The 25,388-nt window shown below is 51.5% G+C and carries 23 protein-coding genes; 5 read left to right on the plus strand and 18 right to left on the minus strand.

Going from position 1 to position 25,388, the window contains the following annotated elements; genetic code table 11:
• Positions 1-17: 17 nt before the first annotated feature.
• The 4 genes from ACFQI7_RS02445 to ACFQI7_RS02460 form a co-directional block, all read right to left on the minus strand.
• Entirely contained in the window at positions 18-1,478 is a 1,461-nt protein-coding gene (locus ACFQI7_RS02445) for a hypothetical protein (protein WP_218096814.1), read from the minus strand.
• 489 nt (positions 1,479-1,967) lie between these two features.
• Positions 1,968-2,363 (minus strand): CHRD domain-containing protein, encoded by a 396-nt coding sequence (locus tag ACFQI7_RS02450; RefSeq protein ID WP_218096994.1) that lies wholly within the window; start codon positions 2,361-2,363, stop codon positions 1,968-1,970.
• 89 nt (positions 2,364-2,452) lie between these two features.
• Positions 2,453-3,193: an SDR family NAD(P)-dependent oxidoreductase gene (locus tag ACFQI7_RS02455; RefSeq protein WP_218096815.1), complete on the minus strand. Its 741-nt coding sequence runs from the start codon at positions 3,191-3,193 to the stop codon at positions 2,453-2,455.
• Between the two features lie 29 nt (positions 3,194-3,222).
• A complete protein-coding gene (locus ACFQI7_RS02460) occupies positions 3,223-4,116 on the minus strand; it encodes a DMT family transporter (RefSeq protein ID WP_218096816.1) in 894 nt (297 codons plus the stop codon).
• Positions 4,117-4,320: 204 nt separating this feature from the next.
• Between ACFQI7_RS02460 and ACFQI7_RS02465 the strand changes: the two genes are divergently transcribed.
• Positions 4,321-5,205, plus strand: a complete 885-nt coding sequence (locus ACFQI7_RS02465; RefSeq protein WP_218096817.1) for a LysR family transcriptional regulator — start codon at positions 4,321-4,323, stop codon at positions 5,203-5,205.
• Here the strand turns inward: ACFQI7_RS02465 and ACFQI7_RS02470 are convergent.
• The 3 genes from ACFQI7_RS02470 to speD all read right to left on the minus strand — a co-directional run bounded on the left by ACFQI7_RS02470 (position 5,202) and on the right by speD (position 7,179).
• Positions 5,202-5,732: a hypothetical protein gene (locus tag ACFQI7_RS02470; protein ID WP_218096818.1), complete on the minus strand. Its 531-nt coding sequence runs from the start codon at positions 5,730-5,732 to the stop codon at positions 5,202-5,204. The two genes, ACFQI7_RS02465 and ACFQI7_RS02470, sit on opposite strands and share 4 nt — an antisense overlap.
• Positions 5,713-6,207, minus strand: coding sequence for a hypothetical protein (locus ACFQI7_RS02475; RefSeq protein WP_218096819.1), 495 nt, complete (start codon positions 6,205-6,207; stop codon positions 5,713-5,715). The genes ACFQI7_RS02470 and ACFQI7_RS02475 overlap by 20 nt, the downstream gene beginning before the upstream one ends.
• Before the next feature lie 162 nt (positions 6,208-6,369).
• Complete coding sequence (gene speD / locus ACFQI7_RS02480) at positions 6,370-7,179, minus strand: adenosylmethionine decarboxylase (RefSeq protein ID WP_218096820.1); 810 nt, start codon at positions 7,177-7,179, stop codon at positions 6,370-6,372.
• Positions 7,180-7,278: 99 nt separating this feature from the next.
• Here speD and ACFQI7_RS02485 point away from each other — a divergent pair, with 99 nt between their 5' ends.
• Positions 7,279-7,695 (plus strand): CBO0543 family protein, encoded by a 417-nt coding sequence (locus ACFQI7_RS02485; protein WP_329958194.1) that lies wholly within the window; start codon positions 7,279-7,281, stop codon positions 7,693-7,695.
• Positions 7,696-7,736: 41 nt separating this feature from the next.
• Here the strand turns inward: ACFQI7_RS02485 and ACFQI7_RS02490 are convergent, their stop codons facing one another.
• Both ACFQI7_RS02490 and ACFQI7_RS02495 read right to left on the minus strand, forming a co-directional pair.
• The gene (locus ACFQI7_RS02490) at positions 7,737-8,792 is read right to left on the minus strand and encodes a hypothetical protein (protein ID WP_218096821.1); all 1,056 of its coding nucleotides are present in this window, start codon (positions 8,790-8,792) and stop codon (positions 7,737-7,739) included.
• 181 nt (positions 8,793-8,973) lie between these two features.
• Entirely contained in the window at positions 8,974-10,149 is a 1,176-nt protein-coding gene (locus tag ACFQI7_RS02495; protein ID WP_329958195.1) for an MFS transporter, read from the minus strand.
• Positions 10,150-10,400: 251 nt separating this feature from the next.
• On the opposite strand from ACFQI7_RS02495, the gene ACFQI7_RS02500 reads away from it, so the two are divergent.
• Positions 10,401-10,706, plus strand: a complete 306-nt coding sequence (locus tag ACFQI7_RS02500; RefSeq protein ID WP_377516579.1) for a winged helix-turn-helix transcriptional regulator — start codon at positions 10,401-10,403, stop codon at positions 10,704-10,706.
• A 101-nt stretch (positions 10,707-10,807) separates the two neighbouring features.
• Here ACFQI7_RS02500 and ACFQI7_RS02505 read toward each other — a convergent pair whose 3' ends face one another.
• From ACFQI7_RS02505 to ACFQI7_RS02515, 3 genes are all read right to left on the minus strand, one after another.
• Positions 10,808-11,890, minus strand: coding sequence for an S-layer homology domain-containing protein (locus ACFQI7_RS02505; RefSeq protein WP_218096823.1), 1,083 nt, complete (start codon positions 11,888-11,890; stop codon positions 10,808-10,810).
• Between the two features lie 60 nt (positions 11,891-11,950).
• Positions 11,951-12,403: a GNAT family N-acetyltransferase gene (locus ACFQI7_RS02510; protein WP_218096824.1), complete on the minus strand. Its 453-nt coding sequence runs from the start codon at positions 12,401-12,403 to the stop codon at positions 11,951-11,953.
• A gap of 199 nt (positions 12,404-12,602) precedes the next feature.
• The gene (locus ACFQI7_RS02515; protein ID WP_218096825.1) at positions 12,603-13,535 is read right to left on the minus strand and encodes a macrolide 2'-phosphotransferase; all 933 of its coding nucleotides are present in this window, start codon (positions 13,533-13,535) and stop codon (positions 12,603-12,605) included.
• A 416-nt stretch (positions 13,536-13,951) separates the two neighbouring features.
• Here ACFQI7_RS02515 and ACFQI7_RS02520 point away from each other — a divergent pair, with 416 nt between their 5' ends.
• Positions 13,952-14,671, plus strand: coding sequence for a DUF421 domain-containing protein (locus ACFQI7_RS02520; RefSeq protein WP_218096826.1), 720 nt, complete (start codon positions 13,952-13,954; stop codon positions 14,669-14,671).
• Positions 14,672-14,726: 55 nt separating this feature from the next.
• Here the strand turns inward: ACFQI7_RS02520 and ACFQI7_RS02525 are convergent, their stop codons facing one another.
• The 4 genes from ACFQI7_RS02525 to ACFQI7_RS02540 all read right to left on the minus strand — a co-directional run bounded on the left by ACFQI7_RS02525 (position 14,727) and on the right by ACFQI7_RS02540 (position 20,444).
• Positions 14,727-16,235: a UDP-N-acetylmuramoyl-L-alanyl-D-glutamate--2,6-diaminopimelate ligase gene (locus tag ACFQI7_RS02525; protein ID WP_218096827.1), complete on the minus strand. Its 1,509-nt coding sequence runs from the start codon at positions 16,233-16,235 to the stop codon at positions 14,727-14,729.
• Positions 16,236-16,437: 202 nt separating this feature from the next.
• Positions 16,438-17,442 carry a ComEC/Rec2 family competence protein gene (locus ACFQI7_RS02530; RefSeq protein ID WP_218096828.1) on the minus strand — a complete coding sequence of 335 codons (1,005 nt, stop codon included), beginning with the start codon at positions 17,440-17,442 and terminating at the stop codon, positions 16,438-16,440.
• A gap of 312 nt (positions 17,443-17,754) precedes the next feature.
• Positions 17,755-19,071 carry an ABC transporter substrate-binding protein gene (locus tag ACFQI7_RS02535; RefSeq protein ID WP_218096829.1) on the minus strand — a complete coding sequence of 439 codons (1,317 nt, stop codon included), beginning with the start codon at positions 19,069-19,071 and terminating at the stop codon, positions 17,755-17,757.
• Between the two features lie 374 nt (positions 19,072-19,445).
• The gene (locus ACFQI7_RS02540; RefSeq protein ID WP_218096830.1) at positions 19,446-20,444 is read right to left on the minus strand and encodes a sugar phosphate isomerase/epimerase family protein; all 999 of its coding nucleotides are present in this window, start codon (positions 20,442-20,444) and stop codon (positions 19,446-19,448) included.
• 429 nt (positions 20,445-20,873) lie between these two features.
• Between ACFQI7_RS02540 and ACFQI7_RS02545 the strand changes: the two genes are divergently transcribed.
• Positions 20,874-21,689 (plus strand): helix-turn-helix domain-containing protein, encoded by an 816-nt coding sequence (locus ACFQI7_RS02545; protein WP_218096831.1) that lies wholly within the window; start codon positions 20,874-20,876, stop codon positions 21,687-21,689.
• A gap of 96 nt (positions 21,690-21,785) precedes the next feature.
• Here ACFQI7_RS02545 and ACFQI7_RS02550 read toward each other — a convergent pair whose 3' ends face one another.
• The gene (locus tag ACFQI7_RS02550; protein ID WP_218096832.1) at positions 21,786-23,870 is read right to left on the minus strand and encodes an RCC1 domain-containing protein; all 2,085 of its coding nucleotides are present in this window, start codon (positions 23,868-23,870) and stop codon (positions 21,786-21,788) included.
• Between the two features lie 209 nt (positions 23,871-24,079).
• The gene (locus ACFQI7_RS02555; protein ID WP_218096833.1) at positions 24,080-25,384 is read right to left on the minus strand and encodes an ABC transporter substrate-binding protein; all 1,305 of its coding nucleotides are present in this window, start codon (positions 25,382-25,384) and stop codon (positions 24,080-24,082) included.
• Positions 25,385-25,388 lie beyond the last annotated feature (4 nt).

Consider the following 25,388-nt stretch of genomic DNA (forward strand, 5'->3'; position numbering starts at 1 on the left):
GCGTTTTTCCGCTTTACTTACCAAATCAAGATGGCGACGATCGTCGACACGGCCAAGCCGATCATGACCGGCAAGAAATTTTTCCGTGCCAGATCAATCGCCGATACGCCGGCAAAGCCTGCTACCGCTACGAGCGAAGACCAGGCGATCAGCGTGCCGCCGCCGGACCATACGGAGCCCATCTGGCCAATAGCGGCAAGCGTGGAAGGGTCAATGCCTACCGTTGGGCCAAGCGCACCGGAAAGCGAACCTGTTAACGGCAAACCGGAAAAGCCCGATCCTTCCAATCCCGCGATAATCCCCATGATCAAAATGCCGAAGGCGGTAATAAATCCGTTGGATGGAATCGCGTATTGAATGGACATCACGATATCGTACAGAAACGCGGGAGCTTGTACATTGTCGCCAAGCGATAAGATGCTCTTCGAAAAGTCGGCGTTCCCAAGAAAGAAAAAGCCAGCAATCGGAATCACCGGTCCCATCGCCTTAAAAGCAAACACAAACCCTTCGGTGAGATGGTCGCTTATCTTGTCCAGCGCCCGAACTTTGGAGAACACGGTACAGGATAAAATCAATAGTATGACAGCTACGCCGCCGATGAATGCAGCCCCGTCCCCGCCTTCAAAACCGCCCATCGCGGAACCGCCGCCGAATTTGCTCGCGGCCATCACCGCCATCACGATCAGCATGGATAATGGAACGAGAACTGCAAAAATTTTGGACCATCTTATCACGGACGGATGAAGCGTTTCCACGGCGGCCGCCGCTTCCGCATACTCCACGGTCGAAACCGCGCTCGACGGTACTTTAGCTTCTTCCAGCACATCGGTCGCACCGGCCTTACGAATCGCTTTCCGGTTCATAATGTATGCCCCGGCGATCGAGATGCCTCCTGTAATTAAGGACAATACCATCGCTTTGTCCGCCACGGATGCCGTGGGTACGCCCGCCCCTTTGGCGCTGAGCATCGGAGCGATCTGCATCACATAATCGGACGACAGCGCCATCCCTTGTCCTGCCAGTGCGATCGCCATCGCCGCTCCCATCGCTGGAAGCCCTGCGCGGATCGCGGCCGGAATGAGCAGCGCGCCAATCAGTGGAACCGCCGGCGTCGGCCAGAAGAAGAGCGAGATCACGTACGTCACGAAGGCCAGTACGAAAAATGCAACGTGGCCGTTCACGATCAGCTTCTGAATCGGCCGGATCATGCGGCGGTCCGCCCCGATATCCCGCAGTGAGGCCAGCAGCGCAACCATGAAAGTAATAATGAGGAAGATTGTGAACAATTCTTTCGCTGCCGTCAAATTCGCGTTATACACCGCTTTGAATCCGCTGATCAAATCTCCTTTGTAAATCCAGCCGATAAGAAAAGTGCCAAGCAGCGTCGGAATAATGACACCGCGGCGAAACAACATGACGACAATGACACTTACGGTTACCAGTGCATACATTACATGTGCGAATGTAATCATTTGCATCCCTCAGCTTTATCATTTTTTGTTCAACGAAGAGCATTGCTGTTCATTCTACTGGCATAATGATCACATTTTGGGATATTGTATACAATTTTTACAATAGAGATAGGGATGTGTATCGCGTAAGTATACTGGTCGATGCCCTCATACCAACGCAATAAGCGAATCTGAACCTGCACTTTTGACTACAATGAATGTGCCGCTGGACAACCATAAGCCGTTTCTTCCGATAAACCACCTCACTTGCATCATCAAACCGCAGTTTTGAAAGCGATTTCAAACATATTTTAACCCGATTCAATTTAGATGTCAAAGGTTTATTGAATATTGTATACCAAAATCCAATAGCAAATGTTGTATAAAACCTCTACCGACTTATCGTTCGGACTTCATGTATCGCCGCTCCTATTTCGTTAATCCGATCGATCGGGAATGAAAAAAACACCGCCGTTTCATCCTATGGCGATGTCCTTCCATGAGTCATTGCTTCATTTATTTAAAGACTTGCCCGCGCATTTCTCCGTTCGGATGCTGCACGGTATGCACGTTGACGTATGCATTGCCTCTTTCAAACTCCCTGATTAAATCTTGAAGCGATTTGCCTTGCAAAGGTCCTACCAGATCGCGTCTGGTCAAAACTCCCTTGACTACGCCGCGTCTTACGGATATGCCGAATTTGGAAGGCCCGAATAAGAATGCGACAACGGGACCGTTCTGCCCTATTCTCCCGAGATGAATATGGGCTTGCGTAACCTTCTGAATATTTCTGACGACTAGACGAAATATTAATTGAGTTCCGTTATCGTTCAACTGAAGTATGGCATTTCCGCTCGCGATCGTTCGTACAGGGGGAACCTCATTACGACCGGCTAATCTAGCTTTAAAGATACGAATATGTCTTCACTCCTCTCATGTAAGTCACTTTAATCTATTCGAAGTTGAGAGAAGTGCTTGTATATCAGCCTGTAAAATCATATTTACATCGTTTGCCCGCCGTCCACGGTAATAATCTGTCCCGTCATCGACGGCTGCGCCAATACGGCGCAGATCATTTGCGCAATCTCTTCCGGCGTCGATATGCGCTGCAGCGGCAAATGGCCGATCAAGCGCTGCATTTGCTCTTCCTTCCCCGCCCACCATCTGGTCGCCACCGCTCCCGGCACTACGCTGTTGACGCTGATTTCCGGGACCAATGCGCGGGCCAGCGATTTGGTCAGCCCATGTACGGCCGCTTTGGATACGGCGTATGGAAGCGAAGAACCCGAACCCGTCAATCCGGCGATGCTGCCGACGTTGACGATCGCTCCCTGCTTCTTGCTCTTCATCAAGGGAGCGGCGGCGCGCGCGCAGTAGAACATGCCCTTGACGTTCACTGCGAACAGGTCGTCCCACACGTCTTCCGCAGCCGCCTCCAGATCGTCAAGCGGAATGTGCCTCGTAATGCTGGCGTTGTTGACAAGCAAATCGATCGTGCCGAATCGCTGCACGACGGCGTCGATCATAGCCCGCACTTCGGCGTCCCGCGATACGTCCGCCTCAACGGCGACAGCGCTGCCTCCGTAGTCTTGGATCCGCTGCACGGTTTCGTCCGCTTCGGCTTTGGAGCGCGAATAGTTCACCGCAACACTCGCTCCCCGCTCGGCCAGCATGATGGAAGTGGCACGTCCGATCCCCGTGCCGCCTCCCGTAACAATCGCCACTTTTTGTTTCAAGTCCATCGTTTCTCTCTCCTCTGTCCCTTTTTCTCTTACCTTTCCACCGCAGCCTTCTTCACCAACGGCGCCGCGGAATAGCCATTCCCTCCCCAATTGACCAGAAAAATGCCGGCGCATACAAGCAGGCCTCCCAGGCCGACATACCGGTTCACCTGCTCGCCGAGCAGCAGCCAGCTTGACAATACGCCGAACAGCGGCACGAGAAACAGGAACGCGCTCGTCTTCGCTGGATCTCCGTTACGGAGCAAGTAAAACCAAACCGTGAACTGAACGATCGAACACATGACTGCCAGCCACAGCAGTACGGTTATGGATGCCGCGTTAACCGTAAAATACGGGTGCTCCGTCAAGGCGCTTAAAAGGAACAGCGCAAGCCCGCCGGCAAGCATCTGATACGCGGCAAGGACGGTCATATCGAACGCGACACCCCATCGTTTGATCAGCAGGGTCGCCGAAGCGAAGCTGAGCGCCCCCGCAAAACCGATGAACGTGCCCGGCTGTAAGCCGAGATGAAAACCGAAGGCGACGGCGACCCCGAGGAACCCGGCCACGACGCCAAGCCATTGACGGCCGCGGTACACTGCGCCGCCAAACAAAGTGCCGAACACGATAACCAACAGCGGGTTTGTGCAGGTGATGATCGAGGATTCACCCGAAGTAATCCAGTGCATGCTGTAGTACGCACAGCCCATGACGCCCGCCGATTGGAACAGACCCACAGCTGCCGCCTGCAGCCACTGTTTCGCCCCGCGCGGTCTCGGTTTCCTGCGGACGATGAACGCCAATAAGGCACCGGCCAAAACGAACCGGATGCCCATCAGGAAGAACGGAGGCGCATAAGACATCCCGATTTTACCGACCGGGAAGGCAACGCCCATTAATAACGTCGTAAATAGAACGAGTCCGATATACTTTATTTTACTCATCTGGATTTTCCCTCCGTCTCTCTCGTTGGTGTGAACTTATTGTAACGGAGGTTTGCATTTATGTATAATGATTGTTACAGATGTTGAATATCACTAAATATGATAGCAAGATGGTTCACGCTCGACCCCCTCGGCGAAGCCGCGACGGTCGAGCGTGAACCATCACAATAGTAACAATGATCGCATGAAATGGAGGTCGTTTCGATGGAAAGTGCAGATTTGCGCATATTTCAAGCGGTTGCCCGCGAAGGATCGATTACAAAAGCGGCCGTACGGCTCGGATACGTGCAATCCAATGTGACCGCAAGAGTGCAGCAGCTGGAATCGGAGCTCGGTACGGTGCTCTTTCACCGCCATAACCGCGGTATGACGCTCTCTTCCAGCGGCAAAACGCTGCTCGGCTACGCCGACAAAATCGTCGGCTTGCTGGACGAAGCGACCAAGGCGCTCTCCTCTTCCGAGGTACCGTCCGGACCGCTTATGATCGGGTCCACCCAGACGGCCGCCGCCGTCCGTCTGCCCAAGCTGCTCACCGCCTATTACGAGCAGTACCCGAACGTAGTGCTGTCGATCGCTACGGGGCATACGCAATTTTTAATGGAACAAGTGCTTCATTATGAACTGGACGGCGCTTTTATCGGATGCGAATGCCGTCACCCGGAGCTTCAATCCATTCCGGCATTCGAGGAAGAGCTAGTCATCGCGTCGACTGCGTCGATTACCAGCCTGGAGGATGCCGTCAAAAGACCGATTCTCGTGTTCAGCCGAGGGTGTTCTTACCGGGAGGTGCTGGAAGATTGGCTGCGGGCGAACGGCTTAACGCAGTCGATCATTATGGAATTCGGCACATTGGAAGCGATCATCGGCGGGGTGTCGGCGGGACTCGGCATATCGATGATGCCCAAAGCGGTCATTCGCAAGCACGAGGCTGACGGACTGGTTCGCACTTATGAAATCGAGCCGTCGTACCGTCACATGAAAACCGAATTCATCACGCGAAAAGACTCGTTCATCAGCAGCGCCCTGCAAGCGTTTATCGGCATGCTGCCCGGTTCCGGCACCGGAATCGCCGTCAGCGTGGGCAGTTAACGGGGAACCTTCCGCGCCTGTTTCCATTCGCCGCCGCCCCGCTCCCAATGCCGGGTGATGCGGAGAACGAGGATGTTAAGCGTGTATACTCCAATGTACACAAAAGGCGAGTAAACAATGTGCCAGCCTTTGTAAGTGAACACATGACACAATACAGACAACCATTCCAGGAACGCCGTCAACAACGACCAGCCGATCACATACAAGATAAGTCGTATCGTGTTCAGCTGCAATCTGTCATAAAAATGCAAAAAAATATAAGCCACCGGGGGATACAGCAAGTAATAGATAACGATATCCATGATTTCGTATTTGGCAGAGTCGCTCACATCGTAAAAATCGAACGGCGTCACGGCAATCAACGAGTCGACCGTTTGCGATAAATACAAGCTGAATACGGCGATCACCGTAATTTCGATGGCTGAAAGCCGTTTGGGCAGCAAAAACGAAACGATGAATACAAGGGCGACGGCACTGAGCACAAACCATTCATTGACGTCAAACCGTTCAGGCGGATACAGGATCATCGCGTTCTCTCTTTCTCAACAGTTTTCGAAACCACCATGCAAAACAAAACGATTCCGTCAAAACCGTTAACCAGTAAGCGAACGAATAGAGCAACTTCCAACCCTTTAATTGAAAAATCCCGAGCACCTCGAACAAAAAGTAAGAGCCGGACAATGCGAGAAACCAAACGGCGGCAAGCAACGTTTTCCGTACAGTTCGTCCGTCCACGGCAAAAAACGAATGCAGCAGCCAAAGCGTCACGATCGGGAAAACGATAATCTGATTCATTTTAAAGAAAAAGAAGGCGGAAACGCTTTCTGAAAACCGAATCAATTTCAAATTATCGATGATCGCCGAATGGGTTTGTTCGATGGCGACGGTAATGACCATATAATATACCATTTTCTCCAGCGGCCGGAACGTTCCGCGCATCATACGTATAGTGGATAGCACGGCGATACTGATCATCAACATGATCGCGTTCATAACGACCATCGGCGACACCTCCATTCATGGCATGATTTTTAAGTATTCCCTTTCTTGCCCGCCGTATTCCGGGCATAGATGGCTTTTCGGAAAGCAGCGAAGTTCGCGGGGAAGCTGCCTGCTGGGCGAGTTTCTACTTTCGTATCGCTCGCATTTTGCGGGCGTTTCCGTTTAGTAGGCAATATTTTTCCCGTAAAAGATTTCGTCCATCTCCCATTTCAAACTCTCCGTAATATCTCGTTGTTCTTCCTCACTCAGCTTATCTTTCGTATATCCGAACAAATAATTGTTCAAATCGAACTGTCTCAGTTTGCACTTGGTATGAAAAATATTTTCTTGATACACGTTGACATCGATCATATGGTACATTTCCTTAATTTCATCGGGAATGTAGTTTTGGATCGAACTGATCTCATGATCAATAAACAGCTTGTGGCCGTGAATGTCTCGGGTAAAGCCGCGTACGCGGTAATCCATCGTCATGATGTCCGTATCGAACGATCGAATCAAGTAATTGAGCGCTTTGAGCGGCGAAATTTCCCCGCAGGTCGATACGTCTATGTCCGCTCGGAATGTGCTGATCCCTTCATCCGGATGGTATTCGGGATATGTATGAACGGTAATATGGCTTTTGTCCAGCGCCAGTACCACAGAGTCCGGAAGCGGTCCGGGCGATTCATCGTAAGACTCCGTCGGCACTTCAACAATCGGCCCTTCCGATACCAGCATCGTCACGCTCGCTCCTTGCGGTTCATAATCCTGCTTGGCGATATTCAGCACATGCGCGCCGATGATTTCCGCTACATGATTTAATATGGAAGTCAACCTGTCCGCATTGTACTGCTCATCGATATAATCGATGTATGCTTCCCGTTCCTCTTTTGTTTTCGTATAGCAGATGTCGTACATATTGAAGCTCAACGATTTGGTAAGATTGTTAAACCCATGCAGCGTGACCCGCTGTTCAGGCGTTAATTTCATTTGGGGCCATCCTCCTTCCGGTATCGTATTTACTATTTCCTTAATCTGTATGATTGATTCCGGGAAAAGCTTTTTCGTTTTCGAACTAATTTCTTTTTTTTGTTACAAAAGGTTTGCATTGGAAATAATACTTTTTGCATTTTCATCGAGTATCGAAAGGGGCGGGCCATCCTTCCGAATCATACGTTAATTTCGTTCACGCTTGATTTTATTTCGTTCCCCGCCACCGTCCTGATCTATCTCGGCCACTATCCTTCCGAAAAAGCAAAGCAAATCTTGTATATATTGGGCTGGGTGCTGCTCTATTCAATGGTCGAATTCATAACGCTGCATACATGGAATGGAATTTCTCACCATCACGGATGGAACATAGGGTGGTCCGTTCTTATGAACTTGATTACGTTCCCGATGCTGCGCCTCCATTACAAACATCCGTTGTGGGCATGGGTGCTGTCATTTTGCGCCGCCGTCCTGTTCTGGATCACGTTCGATTTGCCTGTTGAAAAAATGAAATAAAAAAACCACCGCGATTGTCGCGATGGTTTTTTCAGCTTCGCTTAATTCCGATACTCGGCGTTGGACAAGTGTGCTTTCACGCAAAATCCCCAGCCGAACTTGCCTTCCAGGTTGGTAATTTCGGCGCGAATCGAATTGCGGCCCGCTCTCCAGCGTACGGGAACAGCGGCGTGATCCGGGCGAATCCGCCCGTCGCTTGCCGGCGGCCCCCACTTCCAGTCTCCCTGGTACACTTCCATGCCGTTAACCCATAACCGCATACGATCGCTGAAGCCGAACGACAGCATCGACTCCCGCTCCTCGGGCAGCAACAGCGTGCACTCCGCTTGAAGCGCCGTCCCTTTCTCGCTGGTGGGGTGAAGCCTGTTGAGGTTAACGGTTCCGTTCTCCTCGGCAACTACTTTCGTAGGGAATTGTAATGGTCCGGTCGGACCGTCCGATGCGTAAGGTTCGGAAAGCTGCCATTCCGTCAACAGCATCGAGTCAGCAGGCAGCCGGTTACATTGCGGCGGTCGTTGTTCCTGCTGCTCCGTATGCTCAGGCTGTATTTGTTCTATGGTCATGCTGCGTATGTAACCGGGCAAGTTGGCCCACATTCCGATGCTGCCTACAGCGGGACCGTGCTGCAACTTTGAAACGATGAGCTGCGGGACGGCGTTATCGCCAACGCAAATCGCGGCTGTGTCTTTGCGGACCTCCAGCGTAAGCGCGACCCATTCTCCTGGCGGCACCGGCGCTTGCGCTTGATAGCCGGGGCCGTTATATATTTGCCAAGTGGTGGAGCCGTTCATAACGGGATCGTACTGAATGTCGCCGATGCTTGAAGCGCTCGCCGCTGAGATGTAGATGAGCTCGTAATTTTGCGCGTCGCGGACGCCGAACACGAGTCCGAGAAATCCGTTAGGCCCGGGAATGGCTACCTCCGCCCGAAGCCGAAAGCAATCCGGCGGCGTGTAGTTGCGCACGAGTACGGGATTCGTAAGAAAGGCTTCAAAATAAAGCGCATCTTGGCCGCGCCATTGTCCCGGTTTGGCGCCGGATTCGCCCAGATCAAGCTGTGCCAAATCGTCCGGAAATAGCCATTGCTTCATAAGCATATGCTTGCGCCTCTCTTCTATTATAATTGAGCTGCATGCCGTGCACCCTCGTCTTGATCATTTGGCCGGATGAATTCTCTGTTTCCGTCAAGTCCTATCCATATTTTTCCTTCAACATGTAGAATAGTCGTATATCGTACCATTGTCTATGAAAATTTCGTGGAACGGCGCGATTGACTCTTTATGCTGCCACTTTGGAAAACACACGCCTGCCCCACGCGACGGAAACGATAGCGGCAGCCAGCCCGAGGACGACAATCCCGCTCGCGATCCACGGATTATACAGCACCGTAGAAGCGGCGCCGGCGATCGCTCCGCCGACCCCCGCTCCGGTTGCCAGCCCCAGATGAATGATCGACGTATTCAGGCTGAGAATCAGATTGGACGACTCCGGCGCCTGTTGAATGAAATACGTTTGAATCGCCGGACCGGTCACGAACATCGTAAATACCATGACGGCAATCAACCCCAAACCAACTGCATACGTTGCGGAAAATAGAGGCAGAAGCACGAGCGACAGGGCATGGATGGCGATGCCGCCGATCATTAATCGGGCCGTTCCCCACTTGTCGACGATGTACCCGCCGAGCCGGGAACCGATCACTCCGAATAGACCGAATATAAGCATCATTACACCGATTTCGGATGATGTCATGTGTAGAATCGTTTGCAAATACGGGGTCATATACGTAAACATGACCGAATTGCCCGATTCGCGGAAAAAGCTGAGGAACAACCCGCTCACCACGGCCACATTGCCGAGTACGGCGAATTGTTGTTTGAACGACACGGGAGCGTCGCCTTCAATGGTCGGAAGCAGCCGGATTATGATGAACATGATCAAGAGACTGAATATGGCCAACATCATAAAGATCACCTGCCAATGAAACCACTGGGTAATCGCGATGCCTAGCGGAACTCCGAGCACCATTGCGCAGCTGAAGCCAAGAATGACGGTGCCGATCGCGCCGCCGATTTTGTCCGCCGGAACCAATTTGGCGACCGAGCTGAATACGACGACAAGGTATACGCCCGAGCTGATTCCCAGCATCATTCGGGAGATCATCAATATCGAAATGTTCGTACTGACGAAAGAAACGAGGCAGCCCAGGATAAAAGCAGCCAGCGAGCCGGCCAGCACTTTTTTGCGTTCCAGTCGGGAAGTCAACGACACGATAATCGGGGTGCCAACGGCGAACGCGACAGAATAAGCGGTGATCAGCTGCCCGGCAATGGCGATGGAAATGTGCAGATCCTCGGCAATGGCAGGAAGAATTCCCGCTACGACCAGTTCGGAAGTTGCCGTTACAAATACGCCGAGCGCAAGAATATAAATAAACAGTCGATTCATCATCATTCATTCCTTTCTGCGTGTGAGCTATCAGTCTTCACTTCAGCGGACGGCCGAATCCGTGCATGGCTAGCACATGCGCAGTCGACGGCTTCCGATAGTGATCATGTTTGCTGTTTCGCTTGATTGACATTATATTTGAGCTGCGATAATAATGTAAGAAGGCAAAGTATTTGGATATTGTCCTTTTATTTTGACTAACTAACTTTTTGTAAGGATGTGTCGTTATGAGTGCCTCTCCCGAAGCAGAACATTCGATGGGTTCCAACATATGCGAAGTGCTGCAAATTCTCGGCGCTAAGTGGGCTTTCCTGGTCATCGACGAGCTGTGCAGAGGACCGCAGCGGTTCAAACAGCTGCAAAGAAGCGTCAAGGTGATAAAAACCCAGTCGCTTACCGATACGCTGCGGCACCTGGAACAAAACGGCATCGTCCTCCGGGAAGTATTCCCGACCGTGCCGGTAACGGTGCAATATTCGTTAACGGAAAAAGGGATGGATTTTCAAGCGGCGCTGAAGGAAATGGAGAAGTGGGTCTTGAAGTGGGGCGATGGCGGAAAATAAAAGAAGGCCGCTCAGTACGTTGAGCAGCCTTCCGGCGGAAAGCAGCGTCCGAAGGCAGCATGCTGCATTGCCGCTGCCGCCCTCTTCCACGCTTGCTTGGATCAGCTAATCCACGAGCCTTTCATTTCGTGGATCGCCCAGTCGTTGTTCTCGCGTTTCAATATCAGTTGTTCCGTCCCGACCGCTCCTTTCGGAGACCTGTATTTGGCGCCGGCCACCGTTGCCACCGTCCCGGATTCGTCAATTCGGATCTTTTCAATTTGCAGAAGAATGCCTTGAAGCGATTTCGTTTGCTCGTTGATCCATTGATGCGATACGAGTTGTTCATGCGAATAATAGAGCAGCTCCACACCGTATTTTTGTTCGACATAAGCGGCCAACTGCGTTCGCTCTTCCTCTGTCCAGTCGTTCTGAACGTTCTTGACATAGATGGAAATAAATTTCATATTTCCGTTCAACGCGCTATCGAGAGACATCAGCTTATCGAAGACGCGGATGAAAAACGGCACTTTATCTGGTATTGCATCGAGCGATTGCACAAGCTTGCCCGCATCCGGCGGTTTACAGCCGCAATACATCCGCCGCTCGATGCTCTTCGTACCCTCGAAATTGCCGTCCGTACGCAGAAATTCGTATTTCTGCAATGCAAGCGCCACGTAAGGCTTTGCATAATCGGATACGGTCGGATCGTTCACTCCGCCGGTAAGCTGCGCTTCTTTCTCATGCTTCGAGCTGCTGCGAATCAAGATGACGGCAAGCTGCTCCCGGGTCACGTCCCCTCCCGGCTCGAACCGGTTCGCCCCGCTCCCGTCGATGATGCCCGCCTCCTGAAGCGCCTCTATGTACGGAAGCGCATATCCGTAGTCCGGGTCGTTCGCCTGTACGTCGTCATAATGGGAAACGTCTCGTGATACATCCACTCTCAAGTGGACGGCAAGCGCAACCATTATTGCAAGTTCGGCCCGGTTAACCGTTTCGTTAAGCCCGAAGCGATCTTCCGTTACCCCCTGGAATAAGCCCAAGGCAAGGCCCGTATCCACTTGCTGCTTCGTCTTGGCATCCGCCGTCGACAAGTCCTTATAATCGGCGGAAGACTTGGCCGCTTCGACGCGGGGCAACCCTCCTGCCGGCAAAACGGTCGCGAATGCCAGGCAAAGACCGATGATTACTGCGTATTTCCTCATGCGTTCACCCCTCGGCATTGCGTTGTTTTCGAGTCATACTCCCTATTCCGTGATAGCTCATTATATATCTTGAGATAACCGCACCATGTCCATGACCTGTATGCCGTTCTCATAAATTTCTTCGCTATAATGTCTTAAGAAAAAGTCCCGGTCCACGCCGGTTATGCGAAACCCGCATTTTTGATATAGCGCAAGCTGCCCCACGCCGGAATTGCCTGTGCCGATCTCAATCGTCTTGTATCCTTGCGCCTTCGCCGTTTGAATGGCATGGTTTACAAGCTGTTTTCCGACGCCTCTGCCCTGATGGCGTTCGTCGACTGCGACATTGACGATCTCCGTCGTATCCGGCCTTGTCGGCAGCAGTACGTACACGCCGATGGTGGCACCATCCGCTTCGGCGACAAAACAATCCCCTCGCTTCAAATATTGCTCGACCAGCTTCGGCGAAGGATCCGCGAGTAAAAGCAGTTCCATCGGCGGTTGTTCATGCAACGTTAGCTTTCGTATTTCCAATTTGCTTCTCTCCTTATCGTCCAACCGGCAGAAAGGTATGTTTCCATCCGCTTACTGGATAATTATACCATCGTCAATGCTTGCTAAGTTACAACAACGCGTTCAACATCACTTTCTTTGGCCTGCCGCATGAAAGCAAGACCGCCGGCAAGCAGCGGTCTTGATCGTCCTTGCGCAATCGGCTATCCGCCGCGGACCGTTATTCTGCGCTCCAATTCGCGATCATTCCTCTAGCCATCTCCATATCGGCTTCTTTCCCGGTAATGAGCGCAAATTTCGCTACAATCGCCGGATAAGCGGCCCATTGCTCGGCGATATGCTCGTGCATCCGTGGCCATACGATGCCTCCAGCCCGCTCGTAACGCCGCAGCAAATCGCGAAGGCCTTCCTCGCCGAACAGCGCGAAGTAAATGACAAAATCTTTGCCCGGATCGGCGATCTCCGCTTCCGTCCAGTCAATCAGCCCTGTCACGCGCTGCGCCTCGTCCACGAGTATATGCGGCGGATGCAAATCGCCGTGGTGCAACGCCGAATGATCAGGCCAGAATGAATCCGTGGACAGCCATGCCGACCATCGCGCATGAAGCTTATCGGGAATCGTGAAGCTGCGCTTGATCTCTTCGATATTGGCGGCAAAAGCGTCGCGCGCCTCGCGGGGGCTTTTGATTCGAACGCCGGCTTTCGCAGCCGCCGCGTGATCGATGCCGTGAAGCGCGGCCAAAGCTTCCGCAAGCGAATCGAAAAACGCATCGGAAAGCGATTGCTGCTCATACAGCCAAACATAGCCACCTGCCGCCGGGTCCACCGATGCCACCGGGCGGCCGCCGAGCAGCGGATACGCGATCAGTTCCGGCGTGCATATGCGCCAGTCCGGCACCTGAACCGGGAGCCGCCCGCTCACAAGCGTAAGCACCTTTTGCTCATTGACCGCCCGCTCCCATACATCCGCACGTCTCGGCTTGCGCAGCACCCACGCTTCCCCGGCATCATCCTTCGCAAATGCGACCAGAAAGTCCATGCCCGATTCATTGATTTCGATTTGTTTTGTATTCAGCCGCAGCCCGTTTGCGCGTGCAACGGCTATCATTTCGTCAATTTGCGATGAATGATCGTTTGTATGTTGTATTGTCATAATGACATTCGCTCCTTTTCGAGTAAAAAAATAAAAAACACAGACGGTTCGCCGCCTGTGCTGATTGCAATCGAAAAAGGAATGTCCTGCCCGTTTGTTCGAACGCAAAACAAAAGGATGACCTGTTCCCGGATTTTGTCAGAGAACGAGTCCTCTCGTCTTAATTCAAAACGATTGGGGTATCCGTGTGAAGACAAACCGATCCCGATTACTCTGCAGACACAGAGCAGCATTCGCAATTACTTGCTTTGCTTTCTCAATCGGGAAAAATTGATCACACGTAACCCTCCGTTCCAATCGAATACGAAAACATTACCATATCCTTTCAATTTGTGCAACTCTCCCGATCTTGCGAATTTTTCAAGTATGGCCGGCTCCAGACAAAGAAATACTATATTGGGAAGGAGTGGGTCTGCATGTCACTGTTTTGGGAGACGATCATACGCACGATCATTGCTTTTTCGCTCATTATGGTTTTTACGAGACTCCTTGGCAAGCATACGATCGCCAGGATGACTTACCACGATTTTGTCGCGTCGATTACGCTGGGCGCAATTACCAGTAATATTGCATTGAACACGCATTTGAAGACTTGGCAATCCGTTGCTTCATTTACGACGTTTGCCGGAATCGCCTATCTCGTCGCATTGATCTCGCTCAAGAGCCGAAAAAGCCGAAAGTGGCTTGCCGGCAAGCCGACAGTTATCATTGAAAATGGAAAAATACTGGAAAATAATTTAAAAAAAATGCACGTTTCCCTCGACGCGTTAAATCAGGAATTAAGGGAAAAAGATATTTTTGATCCGGATGAAGTGGAATATGCCGTGCTGGAGCTCAACGGCAAACTATCCATCCTGCGAAAGCCGGAATGCCGGTACGTTATGCGCAAAGACTTGCAGTCGTTGTTTCTGACAAGCCAAACGAAGCTGCAATTCCCTGTGGAACTTATTATGGACGGCAAAATCATTACGGAAAATTTACTGCAAAACGGCATGTCTCCGGAATGGATGACAAAACAATTGCAAAAGCGTGGCGTTAATTTGGAAGAAGTTAGCTACGCTGTGCGAAAAACGAACGGCGATTTGTTTTTCGACCTGTACCGCGACCGGATCCGGCATCCGATCGATCAAGAATGAGCAGAATCCGTCCATTTGAATGGAAAACAGGCGGCCGGAGGAACGGCCTGCCCGTTTACGTTCCGAGACGATGCACAATCGCATCGCTAGCAATAACCCGGTCATCGAAATGAGCGGTTACTCCTTTGACGATCTGGTATGTCTCGTGCCCTTTCCCGGCGATCAGCACGACGTCGTTCGGATGGGCCCGCTGCACCGCTCTTTGTATGGCCGCTGCCCGGTCTGCAATTCGCTCGTACTGTTCAGAGCCAAAGTTCGCTTCGCGAAGCCCCGTTTCAATGTCGTCCATAATCGCCTCCGGGTCCTCCGAGCGCGGATTATCCGATGTAATGACAATATAGTCGCTATGCTTCGCGACAACGTTCCCCATGATCGGCCGCTTGGTGCGGTCCCGATCGCCGCCGCAGCCGAAGACGGTAATTACATTTCCTTGCGCGAACTCGCGAATGGCGGATAGCGCATTATCGAGTCCGTCCGGCGTATGCGCGTAATCGACCAGTACGAGGAACGGCTGGCCCGCGTCGACGGATTCCATCCGGCCGGCGATCACGTCGAGCCGCTCCAAGCTCTGTTTTACCTGATCCAAAGAGAGTCCCTCCAGAATGCAGCAGGCGATGGCCCCCAACGCGTTGTAAACATTGAATTTGCCGATCAATTTCATTGACACGGGGATCGAACCTATCGGCGTCGTCACATGGAAACGGGTGCCCTGCGGCGATACGCTCAGCTGACTTGCCGATATATCCGCAGCCTTCTCGACGCCGTAAGTTACGACCTGCGCCGCGGTGACGCCCGCGTATTCGCCGGATGCGGCGTCGTCCGCGTTGAGCACAGCATACTTCACATCATGGCCCTCAGGCCCGTATGTATTGCCAAGCCGTGAGAAAAACAAACCTTTCGCCGCCTTGTACTTTTCCATCGTATCGTGATCGTCCAAATGATCCTGCGTTAAATTCGTGAATAACGCCGTGCGAAAGTCGACCCCTTTCACTCGGCCCGCTTGAAGAGCAATGCTTGCAACTTCCATGAGGCAGTATTCGGTTCCAGCCGCTCTCATTTTCCGAAAATACCGCTGCAAATCTACGGATTCCAGCGTCGTTTGTATGCCGCCGAACTGCTGCTCCGGGTCAACGATTTCACCGTTGATCCGAATGCCGATCGTCCCCATGACACCCGTGACAAAGCCGGCGTCCCGAAGTGCTTGCTCGATCATGTAAGTGGACGTCGTCTTGCCGTTCGTGCCGGTCACACCGATCACGCGCATCTCACGGCTTGGATAACCGTAAAAGTGACTGGCGATGATCGCCATGGCATCTCTGGCGTTTTTCACGACAAGCTGCGGGATATTTACATTCTGTTCGTGCTCGACAAGCAGTGCTGCAGCTCCGTTTGCGACGGCTTCGTCCGCGTATTGATGCCCGTCGAAATTGCGGCCGCGGATGCATACGAACAAATCCCCCGGGCGAATTTTGCGCGAATCCATCTGGATCCCGGTTATTTCCGCAGTGTCATCGCCGCGAATGCCGCAAAACGTTACTACAGAGGCCAACTCTTTTACGTTCAATACCGATCCCACCTTACGTTCCGATTTGTACCTCATTATATTCTCAGAAATTACGATATAGTTCAATCGCAGCCGGCTGACAGCGGACTGCCAAGTAACCAACAAACAAAAACCACCGACATATCGTATCGGTGGCATCTCCGGGACAAGCAGTAGATGATACAAGTGCGAAAAGGAGTCATTGCTTGTAGCAGCTTGCATGCTACTTCGTTGCAGGTCTGTCTTTCTCGGCGATCACTTTCATGTTCTTGCCGTCCGACGTGATCAGAATGTTGCCGTTCAAGCCGGTTGCGTACACGTCCGTGCCCTTCTTTTCGTACACCTTCAACACTTCTCCGCGGCTAAACAAATTCATGCTAATCACCGCTACTTTGGGAGTGACGGCATCGATGAACGTCGGCGAGGAGGAAGTCGAGCTTCCGTGATGGGGGGCGTGCACAAAATCGGTATCGAACTTTTTGCCGTGCAGCGTAACGAGCTCCATCTCCTTGTCCTTGTAAATATCCGCCGGGAACAAGAACGTGTTGTCCTTATAGGTCATCTTGATGACAAGCGAAAAGAAATTAAGCGTAGCCGTATCATAGTTGGTTACCGCCGCCGGCAGAGCACCCTTCTTCGGACTGAATACTTCGAATTTCAGGTCGTTCCCCAGCTCGAAGGTGTCGCCTTCCTCAAGCATGGTAATGGGGATTTTTTTCTTCTCCACCTGAGCCATCACATTGCGGTAGGCGCCGGACGACGGGAAAGGCAAGTTTTCCATGTAAAACGCCTTAGCGTCTTTTTTCTTCAATATTTCCGCATAGCCGCCGATATGATCCGTGTGCGGATGCGTGTTGAGGGCAATATCGAGCGTTTCGATGCCTAGCTGATCCAAGTAGCGTACGACCTGCCAACCCGTATCGGCGATCCCCGCATCGATCAGCATCGTCTTGCCTTCGGGACTCGTGATCAGGATGCTGTCTCCGGTCCCTACCTTTTGGTCTTTCAAATCGAAATAACGAATCGTCAAAAGACCCTTATATTTTTCCTTGTCGAACACTTCGCCGGTTCGCAGCGGCACTTCTTGCTTCTTGTCTTCCTGCTGCATGGGTGCCGCCGCTTGCTTGGGCTCGGGATTGACTTTGGCACAAGCAGCCGTAATGAGCAAGGCGCTTATCGCGACTGCGCCCGCCACTTTCACGCCATGCTTTTGGATAGGCAGTTTCATAGCCCAACCTTCCTCCTTTTTTTTATCCGTGCGGAATATCCATTTGGAAAAGCTTCTTAAAAACGCGAATGTATCTTCCTTGAAGATGCTCCCATCGGATACTCATTTTTATTTAATCAATTTGATTTATTATCATCAGGTTACAATAAGATGGTTTTATTTACAAGGTCCTTCTTTGCGATATTGCGAAAAACCGAGGTAAAGATTTGGTAAAGCGCTGTCTGTGCGTTGCATAGAAAAAGCCTGTGCGCATAAGTTCTCCTAGAACCTTGCTCACAGGCTGTACCGAACGTTATGTTATGATGAAATTACTCAGCTTCCTTGCTCTTCGATTTTTTTGTTGACGCGTTCCGCCGCTTGTTTCAAAGCAGTGTTAACATCCGTTCCGCTCAATACATCGTTTAGCGCGTTCAGCATTTCCACGTCTGCGATGTTCTGGTACTTCCCTTTCGGCGTCGGGTCGGCGAATTTTTTGGGGTATAAGGATTGGATGTTTTTCCCCTTGAGTGCAGGCACGTCGACTCCGAAATTTTTCATGATGCCCGGATCTTTCAGAATCGGACCGTTGCCCGTCTTTATGCTGTCGAGCTGCCACTCATCGCTCGTTGCGTACGCCAGCACTTTGAATGCCATCTCGCGGTTTTTCGTCAGCTTCGTCATGTACATGTACCCCGGATAGCTTTGCGGTCCGACTCCCGGCTTGTCCGATAAAAACGGAATTTGAACGACGTCCCAGTTCACCGCATCTTTGAAGAGCGACGATCCGCTTCCGCTTGTCGTCATGATCATGGCCGCGGTTTTGTCCTTATAGAACGGATCCGTCTGACCCGCCAGCGCATATTTGTTATTCGGAACGCCGTTCCCGGGAATTTGGTAGAAGCGGGCTAAATTTTCAAAAGCTTGCTTGAACGTTTCATTCGTAAAATTGGCTTTATTGGTTTTCGGGTCAACCGAAATCGCACCCGACTGGTTCATCAGCATCATATGGTTAAATGACATCGTAAGCCCTTTGTATTGAACGCCGTCCTCATTCCGGGTCATCCGTTTCGCCAGATCGTATAATTCATCCCATTTCATCCCGTCTTTCGGGTAAGGGATACCGAATCGGTCAAATATGTCTTTGTTGTAGTATAGGGCGGCCGAGCTCGTACTGATGGGAAGACCGTAAATCCCCCCGTTCGCCATTTGCCGCTGGATTTCCACCGACGTCGGCTCCAGCCGGTTGAGGTCATACTTCTGCAGTTTGATTTGGTCGCTGATGTCGGTTTGAAGCTCGGATGCGAGCAAATATGACGGCGTCGTTCCGATGGAACCGATAACAATATCAAACGGCTGCTTGATGGAGAGCAATTCCTTCAAATGCTGTTCGTTTTTCAACACAATGTACTTGATTGTAATGTTCGGAAATTTCGCCTTTATCTTGTTGCCGTACAACTGCATGAACGACTCTTCCGAAAAATTTCCCGTCAACTGCGCGAACACCATCTCGACAGGCTCGTCCGTAGTTTTCGGCGTGCCGCCGCTTGAATCATTTTTGACGTCCGACGTTCCCGCTCCTGCGCACGCCGTTAACCACAAAGCGGTTGCAAGCAGCAGTACCGGTACGCTTCCCCGATGATTTCCTCTCATAACATAACCCTCTCCTTTTAATATGAACATCATAAAGTGAGAACATGTTGAAATCGTAGGCGAGTATGCAATTGGAAAGCTGACAAAGATTGCTCGGTGACTCGGTGGGAATTCATTGCGATGGTGATGATGAACATGATGCGGAACGGAGGGGGTTGTTTCGATCTCGATAATACATGTATGTAAGTTGTATCTTAAATTGATATTATAATATCTCATTTTCAACGATTTGTAAATGTATATCGCTATTTCTGCAAACCTATATATCGCTAATAAGAAAACCTCTAACGAGGGCATTCGAGATGAGCGGCCGCTAAAAAAAGCCGGCAAATCATAATTCCTTTCGGAACTTGTTTACCGGCAGTTTGGAAAGTTTAGGAATGCTGTCTTATTGCACCGACCGCGAAATCTTCGAATCGAATCCGGATCGCCCCCGTCCTTCCCGTTCCAATCACGACCCCCTTGGCTCCCGAGCGGGGTTGCTGCAAGGAAAGCAAATATTGGCCTGTTTCATGCGAAAGTCGAAGCACGCTTTGTTTCAGCGAAGCGGGAAGATGATTCGTCGCGCCGTACACTTCGAATGTCAAATCGCCGTTGTAGCCGATTTCCGCCAGCGTCTTCATGATGTCCTCCCACGGAGCCGTGCCCATGAAAGGAAGCTGATGCGTGTCCGCCTCCCCGAAGTTGTCGCTCACGTGCGTTGCTTTGAGATGCTTGCCGATATACCGGAGCGCTTCGCATTGATCGTATTTCATCATGTTGGCATGTCCGAAATCCCAGCAAATGCCCACGGCTTCGTCATGAAACGATTGTACGAGATCGACCAGTTCTTCGTAAGAGGCCGTATATCGCCGCTGGAAGACGGGACCGACGGCATCGTACATATTCTCAAAGGCGATTCCGACGCCGAGCCTTTTGGCCAGCTCCAGATAGGGACTATAGTAAGCGATCGTCTGCTGTTTGGATGCTTTGGAGGCGCCGTTTTTATCGAAAGCCGTAAATCCATGAACAACGGCCCATTTGACGCCCAATGCGCTGCTTGCATAGTAAGCGCGCTCGCACATCGATTCAAACCAGGCGCGGAGCTCCGGATCGGTATAATACGGATCGGCCGGATGAAACGGATCATAGAACGGCATATGAGACTGCGAGAACTCGATCCCATGCTTGTTCGCTTCGTTGCCGATCGCTTCGAACTGCCACTCCCAATCGTCTTGAATCAAAAAAAATTCCGGATGGCGTACAAAACGAAAATCGATGTCCAGCACGCTGTATCCGACTTCCGCACAGTGCCGAATGCACTCCAGCGTGTCTGTTAGCGGTCCTCCATTGCGATTCACCGTGAATATGTTCGTAGATGTTGAAAGACGCACGGGTATCCCTCCGAGTTGATTTCTATTTCATCTTACTTAGCGGCACCGATCATGAACATGCAATATTTCTTCAATTTAACATACACTTTATTTCTATTACAAAATCCCGCAGCATCCAGCACCGCATCAGCTCGCCACTGTTCGTAGATGCACCGTAAACATGTTTCAACACGTCTCTCATCTTTAAGTGCGACAGCCTTCCATTTATGAGGACGGCTATGCTGTTTTTGTCGAATGAATCATGGAACCGACGTCTGTTTTTTGTAAATGTGCTGCAACCCGGCCCAAAATGTGAGAGAATAGAGTTGATGGCATCCGATCGGTTGATCCATTATTTCATCATCTAACTGAACACGGCTACGGCTGTTGTATATGTAGCGATTATTCACGCAGAATGTACATTATTTCTTCTTGCATCCGAGGTGAATCATGGACGAGCAATATTTGTGGGATCAATCCTTGAATCTTGTTTCCCATACGTACTGGGAGCGGAAAGAAAGGTTTAAAGTTCATATGGATACGTATCCGACGTGGGTGGTGTTTGCCGTCGAATCGGGGGAATTCGAATTTCGGATCGGCACGAGAAGCGGGATGGTAGGCCCCGGGGAACTTATCTTTTGTCCACCCGGCTATGCGTTCGAACGCGAAGCGCTGTCTCCGATGGCGCTGCACTATGTCGCCTTTGAGTTTGCCGAACCGCTGCCTCCGAATATCGACATCCCGATGCCGTCGCTCAAATCGCACCCGACGGACGGCAAACGTTTCGCCTCGGATTTAGCTTATTTGCGCAAACTCCATCTGGCAATCGATCCGCGCAGCGTGAAACGGAAGCAATCGATGCTGAACGATATGTGGCTGCTCGCCTGCGACGAATGGTATACCGAGACGAAGCAGGACGGACTTGACGGTTTGACCGACTCGGACGACGATCTGATGAACCGCGCGGCCAAATGGCTGTACGACAGAGCGCATACCCCGTTCGGGATGACGGAGCTGTCCGGGTGGCTCGGTCTAAGCCCTGTCCAGTTTACCCGCCGCTTCCAGAAGGCGTTCCACATGTCGCCGTCGGAGCTCGTTCGCACGCTGCGTATTCGCAAAGCGGCCGGGCTGCTGCTCGATACCGATTTGACACTGGAGCAAATCGCCGAACGGTGCGGCTATGAGAACGGCTTCTACTTAAGCCGCGTATTCAGCCGAAGCATGAACATGAGTCCGTCGAAGTATCGCGAACAAAACCGCGTATGACGCGCAAAGGCTCTGGAACGAATTCCAGAGCCTTCGTGACATGCGATCCTAGGAAGAAAGACGTCGCCTCTCTCGACTTCGGATCAAGTTCATGCGTTACGATGTTGTCGCGTGCGGTAGTACGACTGAGCCCGGCACCGACGAAAGCGCGCCGAACGGGTTATAGCCGATCACGGCCAATGTACCGCTGCTCGTGACGATGAAATGATAGTATGATCCGGGTCCTTCGATCGCGTAATCGTAGTTGGACGATAAGAGCCGGACTTCTTCCGGGATCGGCTGGCGCTGCGGCAGGTTCCCGTCTTGCTCGAACCATTGTCCGTCTGCCGTGATTCGCAGCTTGCCGCTGATCGCCTTGATGCCTTCCTGCGTCTCTGGCAGTACCGTCGCCTCGATCGCCGCCAGCTTCCGCCCTGACGCCATCACTTGATTTACGTGAATTTCGAATAATCGGCCATTCTCGTCTAGTGCCCACACTGGCGCAGGCTCCAGTGTATACCTGACAAAATATTCATGCGCCAGCTGCCGAATATGCTGCAAGCCTGCAACCGGCTTAAACGCAAATGGCGCATCCTCCGATTTGTCGGCATAATACACGCGACCATCTTCGGTCAAAGCCATGAACGTATAGTGGTTGGCATACAACGATTTCACACGGGCCGTCAACGTCGGATCCAACTGCGCCTCCTCCATCTTTTCAGGGATAAGTGATACCGTAACGTAACGTCCGCCCTTTTTCCCGATCTCCGGTTTGAATTTCACCGTTATGAGTCGGTCGTCCTCGCTCCGAAGCAGGAGATGCTCCCCGCCGCCAACGATGTCTTTTGCTTGAAACGGGAGATCCAGCGTCCTGTACGATTCGAACCGATCGGACCAAATGCGCACGACTCCGTCCTCGCTTAGTGTGATCGGAACGCCAGAAACCCCCGTTAACGTTCGAAGACGGGCCGGTCCTTTGACTTCATAAGCCAATAGATCGTCATTCAGGCTCCACAGAGAGCCGTCCTCTTTAATAAAATAAGGCCGATCCAGCAGCGTTACTACTTGACGGATGCCGTCCATTGTTCCGAGCTCGGTCCAGCGGTCGAGCAAATACGGTACTCTCCCCAACTGCCCGGTCATGTTGCTGCCCCATGAGAAGACGGAGCCGCTGCTGCTGAGCGCCAGCGCATGGTCGGTTCCCATCTGGACATCGACAATGTGTTCCAGCCCTTCCATTCGAACCGGCGTATCCACTTGATCGGGCAGATCGTCGCCAAGGATGCCGTCTTTGTTGGTCCCCCAGCCCCATACCGAGCCGTCCGCTTTAACGATCAAATATGTATTCCCTTCGCCTCCGACCGCCATACGCACCGCCTCATCCGCCGCGGGCATCCGCACGATCTCTTTTTTATCCGGCGAAAAAGCATACGCTTCACCTTGCCCGGTTTGGATTAACGCAGCGTCGTTATAACCGACCGCCAGTCGAACGACGTTATGCGGAACTTCAACCATACTTGCTTGCTCGGGCTTTATCTCTCCGAATCTGCCGTCGATATAATAAAGCTGTCCCGCATCGTTCAGCAGAAACAAAGACATATAGGAACTGATGATGCCGCGAATGTCGGCGAAATTAGCGAGACGCTCGGGTAACGTTTGGTCTTGTTTCAGCTGCCATACCGTTCCGTCGTTTCTCAGTACGAACAAAGTACCGAACATCTCGTCCAGCTGCTGAATGGCTGCGATGTCCCCCATCCCTTCCAGCGCCGTAGGCGGATTATCCGCATCCATTCGCCACACTTGACCGTCCTGGGTCAGTGCGAATTCGCCCGTAATCTGCGTAATGCGATCGAGTCCCGCCACCTGCTCCGGGTATGCACGGTACGGCTTGCTCTTGCCGTATCCCCATTGCCATGCGGTTCCGTCTTCGTCTATCGCATAGGAGATTCCCGGTTTCCAGCCGTAGCCCGCTGCGTCGAACACTTTCCCCGTTGAAATCGATACGATTTTGTCCAGCTGTTCATTCGATTCTATCTGACGCTGCCCGCTGATTATTGTATCCGACACATCCAGAGGATGCTGAGGTGCACTTACAGAAAAAGCAGATACCTCCGAGTTAGTTTCGGAACCATCGTATACGAAGACGGATCCGTACAAAAGCAGCGAGCACAGGACGAGCAAAATTCGTTTCTCCGTATTCATGACAATTCCCCTATTCATTATAAATATCGTCGGAAAATGCATCCCCTTCTTCAGATTAGACTCCATATTTTGGAAAAAGGTTGCTGCCGCCATGAAAAAAAAACGATGCGAATTGAAGTCCTTTCGTCAAGATACGAAAAAGGTTGTAGTTAACGGTGCCTGCCGTCTCCTACAACCCTTCTTTTGCGAAACCTTTTCAGTTAACGCGTTTACTTGTTTTGTTCCGCAATTTTGATGTTGATCTGCTCTTCGGCTTCCCTTAGTGCCGTATTTACATCCTTTACTCCGGTATTGACCTGAGCCAAACCAATGCTGGTGAGCCCTTCTTTTGCTATACCGTCAAATTTGGTCGGAGGAATCGATTTGGCGATGTTGTCCTTGAAGAAGGCCGACAAGTTTTTCCCTTTCAGCACGTCTAGTCCGCTGCCGAACGCTTGAACCACTTGCTCGCTTTTGACGATCGGGATTCTCCCCTGTTTCGCCATGACGGTCTGCACCTCATCGGAGAGCAGAAAAGCGATAACCTGGAACGACTGATCCTTGTTATTGCTTGTCGGAGGTATCGTGTAGTAAGGTGCGTTCATCTGCGATCCGGCGCTTTCCATTCCGGCAAATTTGGGCAGCGCGACCACGTCCCAATCCAGCCCTTTTTCCACCGCCGCAGGCAGCTCGGTCAAAAAGTTAGGGCCCGTTCGCATCGCCAGCGTTTGATTTTTCAAGAAGTTGTCTTTCTCGTCTCCACTGACTTCGTTTCCGGAAATACGATAGAACGACGACATCGTTTCCATCCATTTCTTCCACTGATCGTTATTGACCGTCGATTTCATCGTTTTCGGATCGACAAAGGTGAGCCCCATCTGGTTTTTGTATACGATGTTTAACCCGTTATATTGAAAGCCTTTATACTGCACGCCGTTATCGGTACGGCTCACTTTTTTGGCAAGCTCGTTCACTTCTTCCCACGTCATTCCGTCTTTCGGGAAAGGAACGCCGAATTTGTTGAAAATATTTTTGTTGTAAAACAGCACGTTATTGTTCAGCTCGAACGGCATGACCAAAAATTCACCTTTATCGGAATACGATTTCACCGTATCGACGACGCCGTTTGCAAGCCGGTTTTGATCGAATTTGTATTTTTGCAGAAAAGGCGTCAAATCGGAAGCAAGCTGCAGCTCTTTGACTTTCCATAGTCCGCCTAACGAATAAGAAATCAGATCGGGCGTAATGCCGGCGTTTAGCGTATCCTCGATGGTCGTGCCCTTTCCATGCTTGATCGTTTTCAGCGTAATATGAGGAAATTTCTCCTTAACGAGCTGTTCGATCTGTTCCGCCAACACAACGGAATTGCCTTCCGTGAAAAAGGTCAGCGTCACCGGCTGCTGTTGTGTCTGCGGTACCGCACCTTGATCGGCCGGAGCTCCGCCTCCGCCGCACGCCGATGTACACATCGCGAGAAATAGGAGCGGGGTCCCGTAGGCTACCGCCGCTTTGACCGGATTCGTCCTGATCTTCATTCCT

It is taken from the genome of Paenibacillus allorhizosphaerae, from assembly GCF_042659105.1.
GTDB lineage: Bacteria > Bacillota > Bacilli > Paenibacillales > NBRC-103111 > Paenibacillus_G > Paenibacillus_G allorhizosphaerae.